Below are 19,962 nucleotides of genomic sequence, written 5' to 3'. Positions count from 1 at the left end.
AACAAAGGGCGGCAAAATGCGGCGCGCCGTCACGGCCCGCCCATGCGCAGAGCGCCCGCATAGCCGGTCAGTTCCAGATACGCCCGCCCGAGCTCAGTACCATCGCGGCTCACCCGCGCCGCGCCTTCCCAGTACACCGCGCCGGTGGACTGCCGCGAGTCCAGTTCCTGATCGTCCATCAGCGGATCGAGCTGCCATGTCAGCGCGCCGGTCCTCACCGTCATCGCGACCGGATACGGCGTGTTAGTGCGCGGTGAACGCCACGTGCGGCGCGGCGTGAACTCGACCTCGTTCGGGGCGAAAGTCGTGACATGTCCATCACGATCGCGCATTGCAGCGTGCGCCCAAATAGCGTGTCCGTCGCGGCTGCGTACCTTGAAGGCCATTAAAGCCGATCCGTCGAACAGATTAGCGCCCAACCAGTCCCATCCCACTGCATTCGCATCGAGCAGGGTGCTCGACCATTCGTGATCGAGCCACGCAATGCCCGTTACCGCAGTGGCAGCTTGCGATGAACCGCCTCCAGTGACGGGCCTTGTCACGCTGCCCGACACACGCAGTTGCGGCTCGCTGTAGTAGTAGCTCGCCTGTTCCGGTCGCGGGCCCTTGCGGGAGTAGCCGCGCTCGCCTTGAATCAACGGTGCCTGTGTCGGTGTCAGCGTGAGATGCAACGTGAATTCGCCCGCATCGACGGCGACCTCGTAGCGGCCATCCGCGGCACGGACGATTTTCCATGCATCGAGCTTCACGTCGGTGTTGGCGGGCTTCGCATACGCAAGCCCGAACCCCTGGCGCGCAATCCGTTGATCGTGCACGAGATGACCCAGTGCCGGATCACTCAGCGCCGCGTGCGCAATGATCAATTGAGAAGGCGCAAAAGTACTCGGGTCCGCGGCATCGTGGCCCGTTGCGGACCGGAAGAAAGTGATCTGGAAACCAAGCGGCTTGTTGTCCGGCGTGTTGAGCCAGCCCGTCGCGTACCACCACTCGGTGCGAAAATCGGCGTGAGCGCCAGTGTCCATCGGCAGCACGATGGGACGTTCTTTCGTGACGACGGCAAACTCCGGCGCTGCGCCGAATGCTGGCGAAACAGTGAGTACGGTAGAAAGGAACAAGACAGAAACTCGCGGACGTACACGCCAAAACCGCGCAATGCGAAGCCTGATCTCAACCGCAAGGCGAAGAACCGCCGCGCGCCGCACGAGTCCGCACGTCGACGAGAAGCGCAGCCGCGTTCGCATCACCAGTCCTCCTTGACGGCGCGCAGCGCATCGACGGAAACCGCGCCGCGTCCCGCGAGCACGGCCGTCGAGCACGACGACGCCAGCATCACCAGTGCAACGGTGCCGAGAATAATCCACGGAACATGCAGCGACATGCTCCAATGAAACGATTGCGGATTGACGACGAATACAAGAATCAGGCTGATCGCAAACCCGAGAACGAAGCCCATTGCAATGCCGCATGCCGTGAGCAGACCGCCCTCGAGTGCGAGTACTGCGAGGATCTGCGAGCGCGTTACACCGACATGCCGCAGCATGCCGAACTCACGAGCGCGCGCGAGCGTCTGTGCGGAGAACGTTGCGGCCACACCGAACAAGCCGATAACAATCGCGACCGCCTCGAGAAGATAGGTGACCGCAAAGCTCCGGTCGAAAATCACGAGCGTGCGCGCACGAATGTCGCCGGGCTGCGCGATCTGCAACATCGCGCCGAAAGGTAGTGCGCGCAATCCGGCTATTACGCTTTCGACGCTCGCGCCTCGTTCGACGCTTACCGCGACATCGGTCGCACTCATGTCGGTGGTGAGGCGCCGATAATCGGCGAGCCGTATCTGTATCGCACCGCTTTGCCGCACATAGTCGCGCCACACGCCGGCCACGACGAACGCGTGTCCGCGCTCGCCAATCGGCAAGTGAACACGCTGTCCGAGCTTATAGCCGTATAGATCGATCATTGCTTCGGATACCCAAACAGGTGTTTCGTCGCCGTGCAGATCACGAATACCGAGTACAGGTCCCGTCATTTGCAGATTCGCGCCGGGATCGGCCACATCGATTTCGCGGGCAAGTATCGCGATGTCGGGGCGCGCGGGGTCGAGTGTGATATGCGACGCGCGCGTAAAGGCCGCTCTCGCAACGCCTGGGACGCTTGCAAGCCGGCGCTGCTCATCGGCGCTGAGGCCGCCGGTGTCGCCGTTCTGTGCGACCCGTACATAGAGATCGGCCGATAGCAGATGCACGAGCCAGTCTTCGACGGACACGCGAAAGCTCGCGACCATGATCGCCATCGCCACGATCAGCGCGAAGCTCGACAACACGCCGCCCATTGCAATCGACGCATGACCCGGCGCATTTGCAAGGCGTGCGAGCGCAAGCGTACTCGCGACGCCGCTGCGCGGCCGCGCAGCCAAACCGCGACTCGTTGCACCGAACACAAGGGCGGTCACGCGCGGCATCAATGCAATGCCGCCGATAAGTAACAACGCGACGGCCACATAACCGCCAATGGGCGCGTCGAACCAGGGCGGCGCTTGCGTCAGCAGCGCCGCGATCAGCAGGCATAGCAATGCAGGCCACGGCGTGGCGAGCCGCGCGAGCGCGCCTTCTTCGGCGCCTGCCTTCAGTGCCGACGCGGGCCGTGCGCGTGCCGCTTCGAGTGCCGGCGCGAGACTGCCGAGAACAGCCACCGCGATGCCGAGCGTCAAAAAGAGTGCGCTTGCAAGCGGTTCGAAGCCGACCTGCGGTTGCACGCCGGGAAAATAGCCGCCACCGAGATCGCTGCCAAAAAAGCGCAACGCGCCCGCAGCAAGCGCATAACCCAGCGCAAGGCCGCATAGCGAACCGAGCAAGCCGAGCAGCGCGCCCTCGAAGAGAATCTGACGCAATAGCTGGCCGCGTGTCAGCCCGAGCACGCGCAACATCGCGAACTGCGCGCGACGACGCACGACACTCAACGCCTGCGTCGAAAAGACGAGAAACGCGCCGGTAAAAAGCGCGACGAGCGCGAGCACGTTCATGTTGATTCGATAGGCACGCGAGAGCCTGTCAGTGCGGCTTTCGACGTCGCGCGTTTCCGCAATGATCCATTGGCTACCTAGCTCTTTCTGCAGATCGCGCTTGAAGCGCTCGCGGTCGACGCCACGTTTGAGCTGCACGTCGATGCGCGACAGTTTGCCGACCTTGCCGAATTTCCACTGAACGGCCGCAATATCCATGATGGCGAGCCGTTGTCCTGGCCGTGTTCTGGCGATGCCGCCGGCCACGCGCAAATGCACGAGCGCGGTGCCGTTTTGCAGCACGATCTGGTCGCCCGTCTTCACATGCAGCCATTGCTGCGCGGCGGTGGAGAGAAACACGGCGTCGGAGGCGAGCGTGTCGAGCGGCTGCGCGGCTGACGGAACGCCGATCAGATCCGGCGCAATGCGGCTCGCCCTGAACACGTCGATGCCGAGCACGGGCAACGCGGCGTTATATTCATGCACGCTGACGTCGAGCGCCAGTACGGGGCTCGCGAGCGCGACGCCCGCTCTTGTGGCCACGCGCGGATAAATTGACTCGTCGAATAAAGGTTGTGCGCCGCGTACTTGCAAATCTGCCTGGCCCGAAAGACTGCGCGCCGCAGCGGAGAACTCGTTGAAGGCTGCACTGTTGATGAGTTGCACTGCATAGCCAAGCGCCACGCCGAGCGCGATCGTTGCAATTGCAACGAGTGCCCGTCCGCGATGACTGCGCCATTCGGCGCCGAGCAGCCAGCGCGCGAGAGTGCGATGCCCGCGCGTGCGCGCGGGGCGGTACGAATCAGCGGGCGTCATCGACTGAACGCGCTGCAGGTTGCGAGCCGTATTCCGCGCCTGAACGCGCCTGTGCTTGCGATGCGGGATGCAAGGCGCCGTCGCTGAGAATCAGAATGCGATCGGCAATCGCGGCCGCGGCCTGCGAGTGTGTGACCATCATCGTTGCCGCGCCGGTCGCCTTGCTTTGCGCGCGAAATAACGCGAGCACGCCATGCGCTGTGTCGGGGTCGAGGTTGCCCGTCGGCTCGTCGGCGAGGATCAAAGTAGGGCGATGCACGAGGGCGCGCGCGATGGCAACGCGTTGCAGTTCGCCGCCCGACAGTTGCCGCGGAAAATCGTCGCCACGGCCTTCGAGCCCGACTGTCGCGAGCATGTCGAGCGCGGCGGAAACGGGCAGTTCATTTAACAGCAGCGGCAATGCGACGTTCTGCGCTAGCGTCAGATGTGGCAGCACGTGAAAGGCCTGAAAGACAAAGCCGAGTTTCTGACGACGCAAACGCGTCGCGGCATTGTCATCCAGACGCGAAACGGCAGCACCGCCGATCATCACCTCGCCGCTGTCCGCCTGATCGAGGCCGGCGATCAGATTGAGCAGCGTCGATTTGCCGACGCCCGAGTCGCCCATGATCGCAACGAATTCGCCGGGCGCGAGCATGAAATCCAGATTGGCGAGTACGACTCGACCGCTGCCGTACTTCTTGCTCAGCCCGCGGCACTCGAGCGCGGGAATCGCATCTTCGTCACGAAACTGCATGCATGGTCCGCAAAGTACTGTTGATCGCTGAGTATATTCGGCTTCTGTAAGGTGCGTCGGCGCATCGGCTTATTAGTGTCGCGCGGCGCCTTGCGCGAAAGTTGGCTGACGCTCGCGCCTTCTTTCGGGCGCGCGACAGAACAAAAATCTTTCGCGCTTTATAAAAAAGCTCTCCGCTACACGCCGAAAAAGAGCAATCGGGGAATGCCGTACGACGAGTACCGCGAGTGCCTTGCGTGCGGCGCCTTGAGCGGACCCAAAAAAGTTCTCCCAAAGAGCCGGCAAAAGTCCGCTTCCTTCAGCAACTGCGCGACGTCGCCACCAGGTTTCGTGGGATTGTGCAAACGCACATTTTAATTCGTTGCGCAAGAGGCCACGGGCGCAACAATCCATTGTCTACGGCATTCGCGCATTGTTGCGATGCAAAATTATTCTTATCTTGGTAACCTTCCACCCTTGTCATTCGACTGCGGGTAAACGTGAACTCCGGCACTGCCGATTCACGCGAGTCCGATCAATAGAAGCCTACATTTTCGCTTCAATACTTTCCAAATAGAAAGCATTGCGGCGACGTTTTGTACTCCAAGTTTCGATAGAGCACATGCCATTGCCTCTTCTTAGTCTACTTATCTGGATCCCTATCGTCGCCGGCCTGGTGCTTCTGCGCGCGGGCTCCGACGCCGCACGCGGCCGCACGCGCTGGCTCGCGTTGATCGGCGCCGTCGCGGGTTTCGTGCCGGTGATTCCGCTGGTCGCGAACTTCCGCAATGACGTCACGTCGATGCAATTTGTCGAGAACTTCCGATGGTCGCCGACATTCGACATCGCGTGGCACGTCGGCGTCGACGGTATTTCGCTGTGGCTCGTCGCCTTGACCGCGCTGACGACGATCATCATCGTGGTCGCTTCATGGGAGTCGATCACCGAGCGAACCGCGCAGTACTTCGGCGCCTTTCTGATGTTGTCCGGCTTTATGCAGGGCGTATTCACGTCGCTCGACGGCATGATGTTCTTTGTCTCGTTCGAAGCCACGTTGATTCCGCTCTATCTGTTGATCGGCACATGGGGACATTCCAATCGCTCGTATGCCGCAGTGAAGTTTTTTTTCGTGTCGTTCCTCGGCTCGCTGATGATGCTGATGTCGATGCTGTATCTGTACAGCGAGACGCATAGTTTCGATCTCGCGTTGTGGCGCGAAACGCGGCTTGGCACGATGCCGCAAGTACTCATTTTCCTCGGCTTTCTCGCGGCATTCGGCGTGAAAGTGCCGATGTGGCCGCTGCATACGTGGTTGCCCGACGTGCACCTCGACGGCCCCACCGGCGCGGCGGTGATGATCGGCATGCTGAAACTCGGCGGCTATGGCCTGCTGCGCTTCGCATTGCCGATCGCACCGCAGGCCAGCCACTTTTTCGCGCCGATGATGATCACGCTCTCGCTCGTCGCCGTGATCTACGCAAGCCTTCTCGCGCTCGTGCAGACCGACATGCGCCGACTGCTCGCGTATTCGACGGTGGCCCATATGGGACTCGTTACGCTGGGTCTTTTCGTGTTCAACCGCATCGGTCAGGCCGGCGCGATTGTGCAGATGTTGTCGTATGGCGTGGTGTCCGGCGCGATGTTGTTGTGCACAGGCATGCTTTACGATCGCACGAAAACTGCCGCCATTGACGAGTACGGCGGCGTTGCGAATACGATGCCGCGTTTCGCTGCTTTTGTGATGTTGTTCTCGATGGCGAATATCGGTCTGCCGGGTACTTCCGGTTTTGTCGGCGAATTCATGGTGCTGATGGGCGCGATTCGCTTTAACTTCTGGATCGGCGCAATGGCGGCGTCCACGCTGATTCTGAGCGCGGCTTACACGTTGTGGATGTACAAGCGCGTGATTTTCGGCGCGATCGCAAATGCGCGAGTCGCGGGATTGAAAGATCTCGGTAAGCGCGAGTTCGTATTGCTCGGCGCAATGGCGTTGCTGGTGCTTGCAATCGGACTGGATCCGAAGCCTTTCACCGATGCAATCGATCCGTCGGTCGGTACGCTGCTGGCGCAATCGGAGCGCTCGATGCGTCCTGAGCCGACGCGTCGCGATGGCGTCGAACACCTGCAAGCAGCGGCGCCGGCGGCGGTTGTTGCGGTGACGCGCACGCCAGGGTGATAGGGTAGTGTAAGGCCGGAATAGTCGATTCCTGTTCGGCAAAATGCGCGCACAATAGACGCGGACGCAGACGCAATATGCGGCATAGGCCGCATATGTCGCATCTGCCGAACCGAGCACGAATCGCACTTTTCATGCAGTCAAACACAGGAGAGCCCATGAGTCAGCAGAAAGCCGTGGAGTATTCCGCAGCGTCACCCGAAGTCAAAGCCGTGTACGACGATATCAAGGAGACGCGTCAGGTCGACGACGTCAACAACTTCTGGAAGTACATCGCGCAGCATCCGCCGACTCTCGCGCGCACATGGGACACTCTGAAAGACGTGATGAAGCCCGGCGCGCTCGATCCGTTAATGAAAGAGTTGCTCTACGTGGCCGTGAGCGTGACGAACAACTGCGGTTATTGCGTTGCGAGTCACACGGCCGCCGCTCGCCGTGCGGGTATGACCGACGAGATGTTCGGCGAACTGCTTGCAGTAGTTGGCATGGCTAACGAAACCAATCGCCTCGCGGTGGGATACCGCGTGCCGATTGACGCAGCGTTCGAGTAGCCCGATTCACGCCTTGCCGCGCCACGCGGCAAGCAAGCCGGGCAAGTCGCTCATGTCCCGAAACACCTGCACGACGCCCGCCGCGCGCAACGCGGCTGCGCTGCTGTGCCCGAATTCATTCGGGCAGTAGCCGAACACCGTCGCGCCCGCCGCGACGCCGGCAGTCGCGCCTGTCACCGTATCTTCGACGATCGCGCAGCGCGCCGGGTCCACGTTCAGCGCCGCCGCCGCTGCCAGATAAACATCGGGAAATGGCTTGCTGCGGGGCGTTTCGTGACCGCTAAAGATGCGGCCCTCGAAGCACTCTAGAATGCCCGCCTTCGTCAATTGCAATTCGACTTTCACGCGGTCCGCGCCGGACGCAACGGCAATGCGTCCATTCAACGCTGCATGAATAGCGCGAACCGCTGTGACAGCGCCCGGAATGGCGGCCAGTTCTTTATCGAGCGCTGCGTTGCGGCGCGCGCGGAATTGCATTAGCCAGTCGGTGGTGATCGCCACGCCGGTCCGCGCTTCGATCAACGGCGCTTCATCCTTCACGGCCTTGCCGACGAAAATCCGCATGGTCTCTTCGATGCTCAATTGCCAGCCTAATTCGCCGAGCATTTCGGTGAGCACGCGGTTCGTAATCGGTTCTGAATCGACGAGCACGCCGTCGCAATCGAAGAGTACGGCGTCGAAGGGGAAATCGGCCATCGGTTGGAGTAGGGCAAGAGGTCGCGGAACCGGCAAGAATACCTCAACGGCCCGCGAGGCGCTGCGCAGCCTCATTCACGAGCCGCCCTCGCGATAGCCATCGCTCAGCGTCTTCATAAACGCGATGATGTCCTGAATGTCCTCCTCGCTCATCGCGGGCTGGTCGCCCGGTTTGCGGTCGAAAGGCGCGTCGGAAACATCCACGTTCGCGTGATATTGCGCGGGCAAATCGTTGTACTTCTGCACGTGGCCCGATGCATCGCGCGGATAGATTTTTTCCGGCGACGTGTTACGCAGATTGTAGAAGTCCATCACCTGCTTCAGGTCGTGATAGACGCCATTGTGGAAAAACACCCTGCGGTTCGCGACATTGCGCAGCGTCGGCGTGAGGAACATGCCGCAGTATTGCGTCTGTTTCGCGAGATCATCACGAAACGGCCCACATACCCCCATATCGAAGAACTTCGGGTCCCTGTTCGCGGGAATGGCGGGATTGCGCGGCACGCCAAGCGCTTCATATTGCGTGTCGGTGAACACGGGCGGCAGGCCGTCCCTGGTCGGCTGACTCAAATGGCAGCCCGCGCAGTTGGCCTTGTCTTTATCGTTGAACAATTGCAGGCCGTGCAGTTCGGCATGCGTGAGCCGCGCTTTGCCTTCGAGCCAATAATCGTACTTGCTGGTGAATGCGTGAAACGACGGATCTTCGATCTGATAGCGGCCCACTGCGAACATCGCCTCGGAGATCAGCAGGCTCGGGTTCGCAGCAATCGCCGGCCCGAAGATCTGTTTGAACTGATCGATGTACTTTGTCTGTAGCAGCTTGTGCGCGACGTCTTCCGGCGTCTTGTTGGCCATTTCCACTGGATTCGTCAGCGGGCCAATTGCCTGGTCCTGCAAAGTATCGGCGCGGCCGTCCCAGAAGAGTCCGCCTTGCGGCACCATCGCCGGAGCGGCGGGCGCGGCGAGGGCGGTCTTCTGTGCGCGCTGCACGCCGGCGGCTTGCGAAGCGAGTTGCGTGAGATCGACGGGCGCGTCGGTGTCGCCCTGATCGGGGCCAATGCTGAACGGCGCCTGCCGATACAGATAAGTGAGCGACGGCGGCGGACGATAACCCGCTTCATTCATATGCGCGCCACCGAGCTGAACCGGAAATGCGTTGTCCGGCGAATAGGAATTCTTTGGCGAGTGGCACGACGCGCAGGATTGCGTGCCCGAAGCCGACAGCGACGGGTCGAAGAAAATCTGCTTGCCGAGCAGTGCGACGGCGCTCAACGGCGCGCGAGCCGGTCGCATTAGATGCACGGGTTGCGGATTCGCACCGGTGATGTCTTCAACGATTGCGCCGACAGCAGCCGGCATGCGCTCGGGATAAACCAGTGCATACGCGCCAAGCGCAACGGCCGCAATCACGCTGCACACAGCGCCCCATGCCGCGAGTTTCAGCAGCGAGCGGCGCGTGACAATGGGACCCGGTTCGCCGCCGGCGGGAAGGGTCGGCGGCAGGGCGGCGTCTGAAGATCGGTTCATGGCGATGATGACGAATAGTGCTTCGTATACGATGAAAAAAGCGAATCGAGCCAGCATGCAGGGGCTGGCTCGACGCCTGATTACGCTTGTGCGATGAGTTGCGCGCGGCCGTCGAAAGACGGCAAGGTTCACGCGCAACCCAGGCTCACGCTTACGCTCAGATTGCCGGCGCGGTCGCGAGCTTCGTGCCGAGGTTCTGATCGAGATACAACGGCGGATTGTTGCCCGACCCCGCGAAGTCGAACATGTTCATGATGCTGCCCGCGGTCGCATCGAATGAACCGCCACCAATGCGCTGGCCACCCAGCCAGTTGTCTTCGATGAACTTCACGACCGATGCCTGCGTGATCGCCGTGTCGTCGACGAAATTAGCCTTCGCCCACGGCGACACCACGACAAACGGCGTGCGCGTGCCCGGACCGCAACGGCCGTTCACCGCGCCGCCGTTCACGCCTTGCGGCTGCACCGCGCCGGCTGCCGTGCATTGGCCCGCCGCGCTCAGGTTGTCGCTGCCCGCCACGGTCTTGCCGCCCGCCGATTGCGCGGTCGTCGAGTCGAACGACGAACTCGTCGGCGCCTTGTAGCGATGGTCGTACCAGCCGTCCGAATCGTCATAGGCGATGATCACGGCCGTGTTCTTCCAGTCAGGCTGCTGTTGCAGGAAGTTGACGACCTTCGTGACGAATGCCTGTTCGTCGATCGGGTCCGAGTTGCCCGGATGGCCGTCCTCGACAGCCGGCGCCTTCAGGAAGCTGACCGACGGGTAGTTGCCCGCCTTCACCGCGGCAAAGAAATCATCGGTGTCGTACTGGTGATGAACCGGCGTTGCCGTGTTATCCAGCGGATCGGTCGCACCGATCACAGCCGTCGACGAAGGACGCGTATGCGCGAGGTTCGCCGTGCTCGCGTAGTACTGGAACCACGCATGGTGCTGCACGTAGTCGGTCTTCGTCGCGTTGAGCACCTGCGAGAACGTCGAGCGCGCGCAACCGGTGGTGCCGTTTGCGTTGACCGTCTGCAGATTGAAGCCGCCCATGAAGCCGCCCCACGTGATGTTCTTCGCGTTGAGCAGGTCGCCGATATTCTTGTTGTTCGACGACATCGTGCCCGTCACGGCGCTGTTCGCCGCGAGGGTGCAGACGTCGCCCGTGGGATCCAGGTCGCCGACCATCGTGAAGCCGCCGGCCGAATCCGGAATCGCGTTGCCCGACGTGCCGCCCGCAACGATCACACCGTTGTTCTGTCCGGACACGACTGCGAGCGCGCCCGGTGTCGACGGACCATACGTGTCGGTGTACGCGTTCTGGTTCATCGCGAAGTGCTGCGCGTAGTTCCATAGCGCCGTGACTGTGTTGCCGTCGAAATAGCCGAGCACCTGGCCCTTGGTCGCGAATGCGCCCGTGCTGCCGGCGATGGTGGAACCGGCGGCCGTGAAGAGCGGGAACGAGTCCATCGCGCCGTTGTTGTACGCGAGCTGTTCCGCGGCGTACGCGTGGTTCTGGCTCGACGTGTTCGCCTGCGAGCGGTCGAGGCGAAACGGCAGCAGATCCGCGGCGGGAAGGCCGAGACCGGCAATCGTCACGGCACCGACCGTGCGGCCCGCCGTATTCGGCGACGTGGAAAGCGCATTCGGATTCGTCGCGATCAGATTGTTGTTCGCGAGGTTGTTGACCGCCGGTGTGCCCGCGGCTGCCGTGAACTGCGGCTCGCCCACGGGATTCGCCGCTTGCGGATAAGTGGCGAAGTAGTGATCGAACGACACGTTCTCGCCGAAGATCACGACGACGTGCTTGATCGGCGTCGCGGTCGCCACGGCGTCCTGCGCGGTCACCGTGGGCGCCGGCGACGAAGCCGGCGTCGACGACGCGGTCGAATTGACGCTGTGATCGCTGCACGCGGCGAGCGTCAGCAACGCGGCAAACGGGATGGGTAACAGGGTTCTGCGCAACATGTGACAGGCTCCAGATTCGACTTCGCCGTTCAGCGCTTCCATTGATGCACGTGTGGAGTCCGCTGAAGATCTTGTTTATTGGAAATGGTGCTGTGCCTGTCGACGTGCGCGCGGCAGCCCCGACAGGCTGCGCGCATTGAAGCATTCGATGATTAAGATTTAAGGGCGCGCATATTACGCTGGCTCTCGATCGCCATTCATTTGCATAACGCTTCCTGACGGTCTGCTGTCATGCTGTGCCGCGAGCCGCGCGGCAATTGGCGGGAGCGGGGCGCCGCGCGCGGGATTTGCTCGAGCAACACGAGTCGGCACGCCAGATGCTGCAACACGCGAACCCGGCTCGCGCAGTGCGCCGTCTCCACGGTTAGCTGCCGCCATTCGTTACTTCTTTCGAGGACTTTGCCATGACAGTGAAGCTCAAACCCGTCTCCCAGCAGGTCATCGTCATTACCGGCGCGACGAGCGGCATCGGTCTTGCGACCGCGCGTCTTGCCGCCAGCAGGGGAGCGCGCCTGATGCTGATCGCGCGCGACGAGGAAGCGCTCCGCACGCTCGCCACCCAACTCGGCGATCAGGGGGCGCTGGTTGAATACGCGGTCGCCGACGTGAGCAACCAGGCGCAATTGCAGGCCGCCGCGGACAAGGCCATCGCGCGCTTCGGCGGATTCGACACATGGGTGAACAACGCGGGCGGCTCGATTTTCGGACGCTGCGCCGATGTCCCCATCGACGAGCAGAAGGAGTTGTTCGAGACCAACTTCTGGGGCGTCGTGCAGGGATCGATGATCGCGCTTGCGCACCTGAAGCAGCGCGGCGGTGCGCTCATCAACCTGGGAAGCGAGCTATCCGATATTGCATTGCCGCTGCAAGCCGCTTACGTTGCGTCCAAACATGCAGTGAAGGGATACACCGACACGCTGCGCATGGAGTTGATCGAAGAGCGCGCGCCAGTTTCCGTCACGCTGATTAAACCATCGGGCATTCATACGCAGTTCGTCGAGCACGCGCGCAATCATCTCGACGTGCAGCCGAAGTTGCCGCCGCCCGTCTATGCACCGGACATCGTCGCCAAGGCGATCCTGCATGCGGCGTGCACGCCGGTTCGCGATCTGTATGTGGGCGGCGCATCGGCGGCGATGGTGACGTTCGCTCGTCGCGCGCCGAATCTGTACGACCGTGTGATGAGCCGCATCGGCATTGCTTCGCAACGTACGCAGGAACCGCCGCGCACGCCGGACGGCAATCATGGCGACGACGGCGCGTTGCGCGAGCGTTCGGGACAGAAGCGCAGGGTGCTGGAGTCGAGCCTGTACACGCAGGCGTCGATGCATCCGCGGCAAACCGTCATGCTCGCTGCCGGTGCAGCCGCGGTGTGGATGCTCGCGCGCTATGCGAGGTCGTCGCATGCGGGGCGCGTGTGAGCGGCGCGCCGTTGGACTTGTGATTCACATACCGGGACAAAGGGTAGCGCCGTATGCGCGTAAAGCAGTGCGAGGCGCAACCCTTCGTCGTCCGATGCAATCCGGCAGGACGCCGTTGATCATGTGAAGCCGGGCGTTCAACCTCCGCCGTTCGGCGTGGCCACGGTCAGCTTGTTGGACACCGATTTCACACCGGCGACATTCTTCGCCACGTCCTCGGCCTGCGGAATCTGCGCGCCGTCAGGCACCGATCCGGTCAGCGTAACCGCGCCGCCGCGAGCCCGAACGTATACGTTCGACACGTCGAAGCCTTGTGCCTTGGACAACGCCTTGCGCACGTCGAGGCCGAGCTTGCGGTCCGTCTTTTTCACCGCTTTTGTGCGCGCAGTCGACGATGCGGTCGTGTCGGCCATTGCCGCATCGCTCGCTTGCGCATACGCGCTCGACGCCGTGGCGACGCACAATGCAATGCCGAGCGCCTTTAAAAGATTGACTGTTTTCACGTTTTCTCCATCCTGGAAAAGTTAATGTCGCTTCGTTGCATGCAAAAAAACACACGCCTGTGAGCGGTTTTCTTCTCACTGGGAGCGTCCTGTTTTGTTCAAGCGTGCCGCGGCGGCGCTCCCGGCGCGCTTAAACAATAGCTCAGCACGCGCGCTCATGCAGAAAAAAACTGGCCGTGGCGCGAACTGCCGAGGTGCTGGCAACCACACGCGCGATGCGGTTTGGCATTAAGCTCTGACTGCGGCCGTGCATGGCATCATCGCGCGGTATCCGCGGCAGTGAACGATGCGTTCTGAGCAAACTGAATGCAATTGCCAACTTGAGAGGAGTTAGCCATGAAGCCCATTGCCATCAAACAGATGATGCTCGGCCTCGCCGTATCCGCGCTGGTAGCAGGCGGCATGCCGCTTGCCGCCGCGCAAACCACGACCGACACGAACGCGCAGACCGCCCAACCTGGCGCGACCGGCGCGACCGGCGCGAGCAGCACCGCCAAGCCGACCAAGGCGGAGCGCAAAGCGGCACGCAAACAGGCTCGCGCAAAGAAGAATGCCGAGTTGAAGAAGCTCGAGGATGCGGGCTATCAGCCGTCGCGCAACGACCCCAACTATCCGGACGATCTGCAGAAGGCGCAGAAAAAAGCGGGCATCGGTACGGGCGCGAGCCAGTAGGTCCTCATCCGCAATCATTGCAGTCGTGCGGCGCGATGCTCGTGCTGCACGCGTAAAAACGCATGATAAGGCGCTGACATCGGCAGCCTTCGCAGGCGGCTGCTGCAATGGCTCGCCGCTCGTTGAGAGCCCTTAGCGGACGCGTTGTCTCCTGGCGTTTCGCGTGTCATCTGCGTTTCGCCAGACGATTCCCGACGCGAGTTGGCGTTGACCACCAACGTCTGTTGCGCCGCGACACCCCCGCATTTCGTATTTCCTCGCCGTTTTTTTGCTCCAAAAAAGCCTTCATTTGGCTTGGAACGACATCTTCGGCGCACTTCGTCGATATGCGTCAAACCCTTGCGCAGCAAGGCTTCCACGCTGGCGCGACAGCAACCACGCGACATAGGTGTCGTATTTCCACATGTGGTTGTCGCAAATAGTCGGCTAGTCGCACTTTTTTCTGGCAACTATGTATGCACAGCGCGGACGGACGTCCGCCACAGCTTTGCATGGGACCAGAGTAAGGTGCTAAAGCACCAACTCTGCCCGACAGCTTTGCATGGGACCAGAGTAAGGTGCTAAAGCACCGACTCTGCCCGACAGCTTTGCATGGGACCAGAGTAAGTGCTTTGCACCAACTCCGGCCCACATAGGAGAGCATTCAATGAATTCCCCCAAGGTCGTGGTCGAAGGGCTGTGCAAGGTGTTCGGCACCAACCCGAAACAGGCGCTCGGCATGCTGGCAGGAGGCGCGACGAAAGAAGAAGTGTTCGCGCGCACCGGTCAGATCGTCGGCGTTCACAACGTATCGTTCGAGGTCAAGGAAGGCGAGATCTTCGTGCTCATGGGCCTGTCCGGCTCCGGCAAGTCGACGCTGATTCGCCTGATCAACCGGCTCGTCGAGCCGTCGGCAGGCAAGGTGCTGATCGACGGGCGCGATGTCGCCAGCGTGCCGCGCGGCGAACTGACCGCGCTGCGCCGCAAGGACATGAGCATGGTGTTCCAGTCCTTCGCGCTGATGCCGCAACGCACGGTGCTCTCGAACGCGGCGTTCGGGCTCGAGGTGGCGGGCATCGGCCGCAAGGAACGCGAAGCGCGCGCGATGGCGGTGCTCGAGCAGGTCGGCCTCGCGCCGTTCGCGCAGAAGCTGCCCGCGCAACTCTCGGGCGGCATGCAGCAGCGCGTGGGTCTCGCGCGGGCGCTGGCCGTGAACCCGTCGCTGATGATCATGGACGAAGCGTTCTCCGCGCTCGATCCGCTCAAGCGCAAGGAAATGCAGAACGTGCTGCTCGATCTGCAACGCGAGCAGCAGCGCACGATTCTGTTCGTCTCGCACGATCTCGAGGAAGCGATGCGCATCGGCACACGCATCGCCATCATGGAAGGCGGCAAGGTCGTGCAGATCGGCACGCCGCAGGAGATCATCACCAATCCCGCCGACGATTACGTGCGCGCGTTCTTCGAAGGCATCGACACGAGCCGCTATCTGACGGCCGGCGATCTGATGCAGACCGACGCTGTGCCGCTGATGCATGCGCACTCGCCGCAGATCGACGTGTCGAGCGTGGCCGCCACGCTGAACGGCAGCGCCGATTACGCTTTCGTGCTCGACAGCGAGCGCAAGATTCGCGGCTTCGTGTGCCGCGACGAAACGGGCAACGCGTCCGCGAAGCTGAACTACGTCGAGTGCATCCGACGCACGACGCCGCTCGACGATGTGGTCCAGCGCGTCGTCGCGAGCCGCGCGCCCCTGCCGGTCGTCGAAGCAGACGGCTCCTACTGTGGTTCGGTCAACAAGACGAACGTGCTGCACGTTCTCACGCGCCATCGAGGTTCCCATGTCTGAAATCATTCCACTTGGCGCCTGGGTCGATCACGGCGTTCACTATCTGCTCGACCACGACGCAAAGACTTTCGATTCCATCGGCAAGGTCATCGAGAGCTTTGCGGCGATCGTCGAACACGGTCTGCAAGCGGTGCCCATGTGGGCGCTGATGGCGTTTTTCGTCGGCATCGGTTTGTGGCGGGTGGGCTGGCGTTTCGCGCTCTTCACGTTGCTCGCGATGCTGCTGATCTACGGCACCGGCTTCTGGGATCAGATGGTCATCACGCTCGGCCTCACGCTGTCGTCCACCTTCATTAGCCTCGTGCTCGGCGTGCCGCTCGGCATCTGGACCGCGAAGAGCCGCACCGTCGAGATGATGGTGCGCCCCGTGCTCGATCTGATGCAGACCATGCCCGCGTTCGTCTATCTGATTCCGGCCGCGATGCTGTTCGGTCTTGGCCGCGTGCCCGGCATTCTGTCCACCGTGATCTTTGCGATGCCGCCCGCAGTGCGTCTCACGTCGCTCGGCATCAAGCACGTGAACCGCGAAATTGTGGAAGCGGGACAGGCGTTCGGTTGCACGCCGTGGCAGTTGCTCTACAAGGTGCAGTTTCCGAACGCGCTGCCGTCGATCATGACGGGCGTGAACCAGACCATCATGATGGCGTTGTCGATGGTGATCATCGCGTCAATGGTCGGCGCAGGCGGTCTCGGCAACGACGTGCTCGCCAGCATTCAGCGGCTCGACATCGGGCTCGGTTTCGAGAGCGGACTCTCGGTCGTGATGCTCGCGATCATTCTCGACCGCATCACGGAGAGCTTCGGCCGCTCGCCCGGCATGGCACGCGCGCCGCTGCTTTCGGGTGTGCGCAATCTGATGAAGGTGCGCCGGGCGCCGGCGGCGCAGCATAGCTGAGCCGCCCATGAAGCGCGACGCGATCACTCCGATAGAAGCCCCGTCCGGGTCGCCGCTTTCCCGACTCGCGCACGTCGGCTTCCTGACGCTGCCGAATTTTTCGATGATCGCGTTCACGAGCGCGGTCGAAGTGCTACGGATGGCTAACTATGTTGGCCGCGCGGAGCACTACAGATGGTCGGTCATTACACCGGACGGCGAGCCGGCGCGGGCCAGCAACGGCATCACCGTCAAGCCGACCACCACGCTCGAACAGGCCGGCATGCCCGATGTGCTGATCGTCTGCGCCGGATGGCACGTGCGCGATTACGTGGACGACACGGTGATCGCGCTGCTGCGCGACGTGGCCGCGCAAGGCATTCCGCTCGGCGGCATCTGCACCGGACCGTATGCGTTGCTCGCGGCGGGTCTGCTCGACGGTTATCGCTGCACCGTGCATTGGGAAGACATGTCGCCGCTGCACAAGAGCTTCCCGCATGTGCGTTTCGCCGACGAGCTGTTCGTGATCGACCGCGACCGCATGACGTGCACGGGCGGCACGGCGCCGCTCGATCTGATGCTGAACCTGGTCGGCATGCGTCTTGGTCACTCGGTGGCGGCGCAGGTGTCCGAGCAGTTCATCGTCGAAAGGATTCGCGGCTCGACCGACTACCAGCACATTCCCGTCGATGCGCGCGTCGGCTTCACGCGCGCCGAACTGATCGAAGTCGTGCGGCTGATGGAGGCCAACATCGAAGAGCCTCTGTCGCTCGACGAACTCGCGCGGCTCGTGCGTTTGTCGCAGCGTCACTTGCAGCGCATGTTCAAGATGTTCCTGAGCGTATCGCCGACGCACTATTACCTGACGCTGCGCCTGCGCCGCGCGCGTGAACTGCTGCGTAACACCGACGCGTCGATCGCGCGCGTGACGGCGGTCTGCGGGTTCCATTCGCCGTGCCATTTCAGCAAGGCGTATCGCGCGCAATTCGGTCATGCGCCGAGCGTGGAGCGGCGGCTGTCGGCATAAAGAGCAGTCAAGCATTCATCACCCTGAGACCCTGAGGAACCGCCATGAAACGTTTGTGGGCTGCGTCGTTGTGCGCGCTGTCTGTGTCGTCCGTCACTTCCGCTATTGCCGCCGAACCTGCCGCGTGCCGCGACGTGCGCTTTGCCGACGTCGGCTGGTCCGACATTGCGGCGACGACCGGGCTTGCATCGACGGTGCTCGAGGGACTCGGCTACAAGCCGACCAAAACGATCGCTTCGGTGCCGATCACGTTTGCCGGCGTGAAGAGCAAACAGATCGACGTGTTCCTCGGCTACTGGTCGCCGACGATGGACCCGATGATCGATCCGTTCAAGAAAGCCGGCCAGGTGAATGTGCTGCCCACACCCAACCTGACCGGCGCGAAGTACACGCTGGCGGTGCCGGATTACGCGTATCAGGCGGGCATCAAGTCGTTCGCCGACATCGCGAAGAATTACGACAAGCTCGGCGGCAAGATCTACGGCATCGAGCCGGGTAACGACGGCAATGCGCTCATCAAGAAGATGATCGACAGCAATCAGTATGGGCTCGGCAAGTTCAAGCTCGTGGAGTCGAGCGAGGCGGGCATGCTGGTCGAAGTGAACCGCTCGATTCGCGACAAGAAACCGATTGTGTTTCTCGGCTGGGAACCGCACCCGATGAACGTTCAGATGAAGATCGATTATCTGTCCGGTGGCGACGACGTGTTCGGTCCGAATTACGGCGAAGCAAAAGTGATGACGGTGACGCCGACCGACTATGCGACGCGTTGCCCGAACGTCGCGAAGCTGGTGTCGAATCTGCATTTCACGACCGACATCGAGAACCACGTGATGATGCCGATCATGAACAAGGTCGATCCGAATAAAGCCGCGCGCGAGTGGCTGAAGGCGAATCCGGCGGTGCTGGATCAGTGGCTTGCAGGGGTGAAGACGTTTGATGGTAAGGATGGGTTGCCGGCGGTTAAGGCGTTTGTGGCGGGGAAGTGAAGCGGGAGTTTCGCGCCGCGTTAGGTATGCGGCGCGAAAATTGGTGCTGCGCGATTTGAGGCCATGAATAAGGGCCTCAAATCGAGATTTCGAATTGGACGCTTCGATCCAATACCTCAAATCGCCTGCGCCCGCCCCGGAAACGTCTCATCATAATCACCGCTACCTTCCGCTTCCGCCGCCGTGCCGCGCTGCTCGCGGTACATCATCGGCGGCAAACCGAACTGCTTGCGAAATTCGCGTCCCAGATGCGACGCATCGGAAAAGCCGCAACTCGAAGCAATGTCAGCCACCGTTTTGTCCGAACTCGTCAACAACCACGCAGCCGTGCGCAACCGCACCTGCTTCGCGTAAGCCTGCGGCGCCTTGCCGGTTTGCGCCTTGAAAAGCCGCTCCAATTGACGCGGCGACAAGTCCAGCTTGCGCGCCAGTTCGTCGAGCGATAACGAACGCCCCACGTGCTGTTCCATCAGCAGAATCGCACGCTTAACCTTCGGATGCGCGGCAGGCGCAAGTCCCGGCGGATGCGGCTGCGGCGCGTTGCCTTTTTGCATGTCGTCGACGAGCAGAATGCGCAGCGCCTTCTGCACCGTCGCCGTTTCGAAGTGGCGCAACAGAATGGCTGCGGCCACGTCGATGGACGCGCGTCCGCCCGAACACGTAATACGCCGCCGATCGATCACGAACAGCCGGTCCGCCACCAGCGCCTCTTCATTGACCGACGGAAATCGCTCGATGAAGTCCCAGTAGTGAAACCAGCTCACGCAAATCCGATAGCCGTCGAGCACGCCCGCGCGCATTAGCGAGAACACGCCGGTGCACATGCCGACGAGCGTGGCATCGGCCGCGGCAGCGCGTCGAATGAAGGCGAGTGTCGCGTCGCTCGCAGCCGGTCCCGAATGCAGCAGGCCGCCCACCACGACCACGTAATCGAATGGCTCGGCGCCGTCGAACGTTTCCCACGGCGTGATCTGGATGCCGCAGCTCGCGCGCACCGGAGCAAGGGTTTCCCCTATCACGCTCCACGAGCAACGCACGGGTTTACTGAAGTCGCCCTCGTCCGCGGACAGACGCAGCAGGTCGACGAAACCCGAGAACGCCGTCAGCGTGAAGTTCGGCAGAAGAATAATGCCGAAGCGGATGCGCTGCTTCGGCGCACCGTCGATAGATTGAAGGGGAAGCGGTTCAGCGGAGTTCATGCAATGCAGCCGGAGCGAA

The 19,962-nt window shown here is 62.0% G+C and carries 16 protein-coding genes; 8 read left to right on the top strand and 8 right to left on the bottom strand.

Going from position 1 to position 19,962, the window contains the following annotated elements:
• Positions 1-29: 29 nt before the first annotated feature.
• Genes ABIE53_RS30040 through ABIE53_RS30030 form a run of 3 tightly spaced genes read right to left on the bottom strand, consistent with a single transcriptional unit; the run spans position 30 to position 4,550 of the window.
• The gene (locus ABIE53_RS30040; protein WP_192698912.1) at positions 30-1,241 is read right to left on the bottom strand and encodes a lipocalin-like domain-containing protein; all 1,212 of its coding nucleotides are present in this window, start codon (positions 1,239-1,241) and stop codon (positions 30-32) included.
• Complete coding sequence (locus ABIE53_RS30035; RefSeq protein ID WP_006052210.1) at positions 1,241-3,814, bottom strand: FtsX-like permease family protein; 2,574 nt, start codon at positions 3,812-3,814, stop codon at positions 1,241-1,243. Before ABIE53_RS30035 ends, ABIE53_RS30040 begins: the two co-directional genes overlap by 1 nt.
• Positions 3,801-4,550 (bottom strand): ABC transporter ATP-binding protein, encoded by a 750-nt coding sequence (locus ABIE53_RS30030; protein WP_192698913.1) that lies wholly within the window; start codon positions 4,548-4,550, stop codon positions 3,801-3,803. Before ABIE53_RS30030 ends, ABIE53_RS30035 begins: the two co-directional genes overlap by 14 nt.
• 601 nt (positions 4,551-5,151) lie before the next feature.
• On the opposite strand from ABIE53_RS30030, the gene ABIE53_RS30025 reads away from it, so the two are divergent.
• Both ABIE53_RS30025 and ABIE53_RS30020 read left to right on the top strand, forming a co-directional pair.
• The gene (locus ABIE53_RS30025) at positions 5,152-6,705 is read left to right on the top strand and encodes a complex I subunit 4 family protein (protein WP_192698914.1); all 1,554 of its coding nucleotides are present in this window, start codon (positions 5,152-5,154) and stop codon (positions 6,703-6,705) included.
• Positions 6,706-6,863: 158 nt separating this feature from the next.
• Positions 6,864-7,256 (top strand): carboxymuconolactone decarboxylase family protein, encoded by a 393-nt coding sequence (locus ABIE53_RS30020; protein ID WP_006052207.1) that lies wholly within the window; start codon positions 6,864-6,866, stop codon positions 7,254-7,256.
• 6 nt (positions 7,257-7,262) lie between these two features.
• Here the strand turns inward: ABIE53_RS30020 and ABIE53_RS30015 are convergent, their stop codons facing one another.
• The 3 genes from ABIE53_RS30015 to ABIE53_RS30005 all read right to left on the bottom strand — a co-directional run bounded on the left by ABIE53_RS30015 (position 7,263) and on the right by ABIE53_RS30005 (position 11,430).
• Positions 7,263-7,952 carry an HAD family hydrolase gene (locus ABIE53_RS30015; RefSeq protein WP_192698915.1) on the bottom strand — a complete coding sequence of 230 codons (690 nt, stop codon included), beginning with the start codon at positions 7,950-7,952 and terminating at the stop codon, positions 7,263-7,265.
• A gap of 75 nt (positions 7,953-8,027) precedes the next feature.
• Positions 8,028-9,479 carry a cytochrome-c peroxidase gene (locus ABIE53_RS30010; protein WP_192698916.1) on the bottom strand — a complete coding sequence of 484 codons (1,452 nt, stop codon included), beginning with the start codon at positions 9,477-9,479 and terminating at the stop codon, positions 8,028-8,030.
• A 157-nt stretch (positions 9,480-9,636) separates the two neighbouring features.
• On the bottom strand, positions 9,637-11,430 hold the full coding sequence (locus tag ABIE53_RS30005; RefSeq protein WP_006052204.1) for a phospholipase C: 1,794 nt from the start codon (positions 11,428-11,430) through the stop codon (positions 9,637-9,639).
• A gap of 404 nt (positions 11,431-11,834) precedes the next feature.
• On the opposite strand from ABIE53_RS30005, the gene ABIE53_RS30000 reads away from it, so the two are divergent.
• On the top strand, positions 11,835-12,851 hold the full coding sequence (locus tag ABIE53_RS30000) for an SDR family oxidoreductase (protein WP_006052203.1): 1,017 nt from the start codon (positions 11,835-11,837) through the stop codon (positions 12,849-12,851).
• Between the two features lie 137 nt (positions 12,852-12,988).
• On the opposite strand, the gene ABIE53_RS29995 is transcribed toward ABIE53_RS30000, so the two are convergent.
• Entirely contained in the window at positions 12,989-13,354 is a 366-nt protein-coding gene (locus tag ABIE53_RS29995; RefSeq protein ID WP_006052202.1) for a BON domain-containing protein, read from the bottom strand.
• A gap of 336 nt (positions 13,355-13,690) precedes the next feature.
• Here ABIE53_RS29995 and ABIE53_RS29990 point away from each other — a divergent pair, with 336 nt between their 5' ends.
• The 5 genes from ABIE53_RS29990 (at position 13,691) to ABIE53_RS29970 (ending at position 18,744) form a co-directional block, all read left to right on the top strand.
• A complete protein-coding gene (locus ABIE53_RS29990; RefSeq protein WP_192698917.1) occupies positions 13,691-14,026 on the top strand; it encodes a hypothetical protein in 336 nt (111 codons plus the stop codon).
• A gap of 646 nt (positions 14,027-14,672) precedes the next feature.
• The gene (locus tag ABIE53_RS29985; protein ID WP_192698918.1) at positions 14,673-15,854 is read left to right on the top strand and encodes a quaternary amine ABC transporter ATP-binding protein; all 1,182 of its coding nucleotides are present in this window, start codon (positions 14,673-14,675) and stop codon (positions 15,852-15,854) included.
• Complete coding sequence (gene choW / locus ABIE53_RS29980) at positions 15,847-16,749, top strand: choline ABC transporter permease subunit (RefSeq protein ID WP_006052199.1); 903 nt, start codon at positions 15,847-15,849, stop codon at positions 16,747-16,749. The genes ABIE53_RS29985 and choW overlap by 8 nt, the downstream gene beginning before the upstream one ends.
• Positions 16,750-16,756: 7 nt before the next feature.
• Positions 16,757-17,755, top strand: coding sequence for a GlxA family transcriptional regulator (locus tag ABIE53_RS29975; protein ID WP_053860604.1), 999 nt, complete (start codon positions 16,757-16,759; stop codon positions 17,753-17,755).
• A gap of 44 nt (positions 17,756-17,799) precedes the next feature.
• The gene (locus ABIE53_RS29970) at positions 17,800-18,744 is read left to right on the top strand and encodes a choline ABC transporter substrate-binding protein (RefSeq protein ID WP_006052197.1); all 945 of its coding nucleotides are present in this window, start codon (positions 17,800-17,802) and stop codon (positions 18,742-18,744) included.
• 116 nt (positions 18,745-18,860) lie between these two features.
• Here the strand turns inward: ABIE53_RS29970 and ABIE53_RS29965 are convergent, their stop codons facing one another.
• Positions 18,861-19,943: a GlxA family transcriptional regulator gene (locus tag ABIE53_RS29965; protein WP_192698919.1), complete on the bottom strand. Its 1,083-nt coding sequence runs from the start codon at positions 19,941-19,943 to the stop codon at positions 18,861-18,863.
• Positions 19,944-19,962: the final 19 nt, after the last annotated feature.

The sequence above is a fragment of the Paraburkholderia sp. OAS925 genome, assembly GCF_040543975.1.
GTDB classification, from domain to species: Bacteria; Pseudomonadota; Gammaproteobacteria; order Burkholderiales; family Burkholderiaceae; genus Paraburkholderia; species Paraburkholderia graminis.
This window is presented reverse-complemented; position numbering and strand designations above follow the sequence as displayed.

Coding starts and splice junctions, on each gene's coding strand:
- ABIE53_RS30040 (WP_192698912.1), bottom strand. CDS start 1,241: ATGCGAACGCGGCTGCGCTTCTCGTCGACGTGCGGACTCGTGCGGCGC.
- ABIE53_RS30035 (WP_006052210.1), bottom strand. CDS start 3,814: ATGACGCCCGCTGATTCGTACCGCCCCGCGCGCACGCGCGGGCATCGC.
- ABIE53_RS30030 (WP_192698913.1), bottom strand. CDS start 4,550: ATGCAGTTTCGTGACGAAGATGCGATTCCCGCGCTCGAGTGCCGCGGG.
- ABIE53_RS30025 (WP_192698914.1), top strand. CDS start 5,152: ATGCCATTGCCTCTTCTTAGTCTACTTATCTGGATCCCTATCGTCGCC.
- ABIE53_RS30020 (WP_006052207.1), top strand. CDS start 6,864: ATGAGTCAGCAGAAAGCCGTGGAGTATTCCGCAGCGTCACCCGAAGTC.
- ABIE53_RS30015 (WP_192698915.1), bottom strand. CDS start 7,952: ATGGCCGATTTCCCCTTCGACGCCGTACTCTTCGATTGCGACGGCGTG.
- ABIE53_RS30010 (WP_192698916.1), bottom strand. CDS start 9,479: ATGAACCGATCTTCAGACGCCGCCCTGCCGCCGACCCTTCCCGCCGGC.
- ABIE53_RS30005 (WP_006052204.1), bottom strand. CDS start 11,430: ATGTTGCGCAGAACCCTGTTACCCATCCCGTTTGCCGCGTTGCTGACG.
- ABIE53_RS30000 (WP_006052203.1), top strand. CDS start 11,835: ATGACAGTGAAGCTCAAACCCGTCTCCCAGCAGGTCATCGTCATTACC.
- ABIE53_RS29990 (WP_192698917.1), top strand. CDS start 13,691: ATGAAGCCCATTGCCATCAAACAGATGATGCTCGGCCTCGCCGTATCC.
- ABIE53_RS29985 (WP_192698918.1), top strand. CDS start 14,673: ATGAATTCCCCCAAGGTCGTGGTCGAAGGGCTGTGCAAGGTGTTCGGC.
- choW (WP_006052199.1), top strand. CDS start 15,847: ATGTCTGAAATCATTCCACTTGGCGCCTGGGTCGATCACGGCGTTCAC.
- ABIE53_RS29975 (WP_053860604.1), top strand. CDS start 16,757: ATGAAGCGCGACGCGATCACTCCGATAGAAGCCCCGTCCGGGTCGCCG.
- ABIE53_RS29970 (WP_006052197.1), top strand. CDS start 17,800: ATGAAACGTTTGTGGGCTGCGTCGTTGTGCGCGCTGTCTGTGTCGTCC.
- ABIE53_RS29965 (WP_192698919.1), bottom strand. CDS start 19,943: ATGAACTCCGCTGAACCGCTTCCCCTTCAATCTATCGACGGTGCGCCG.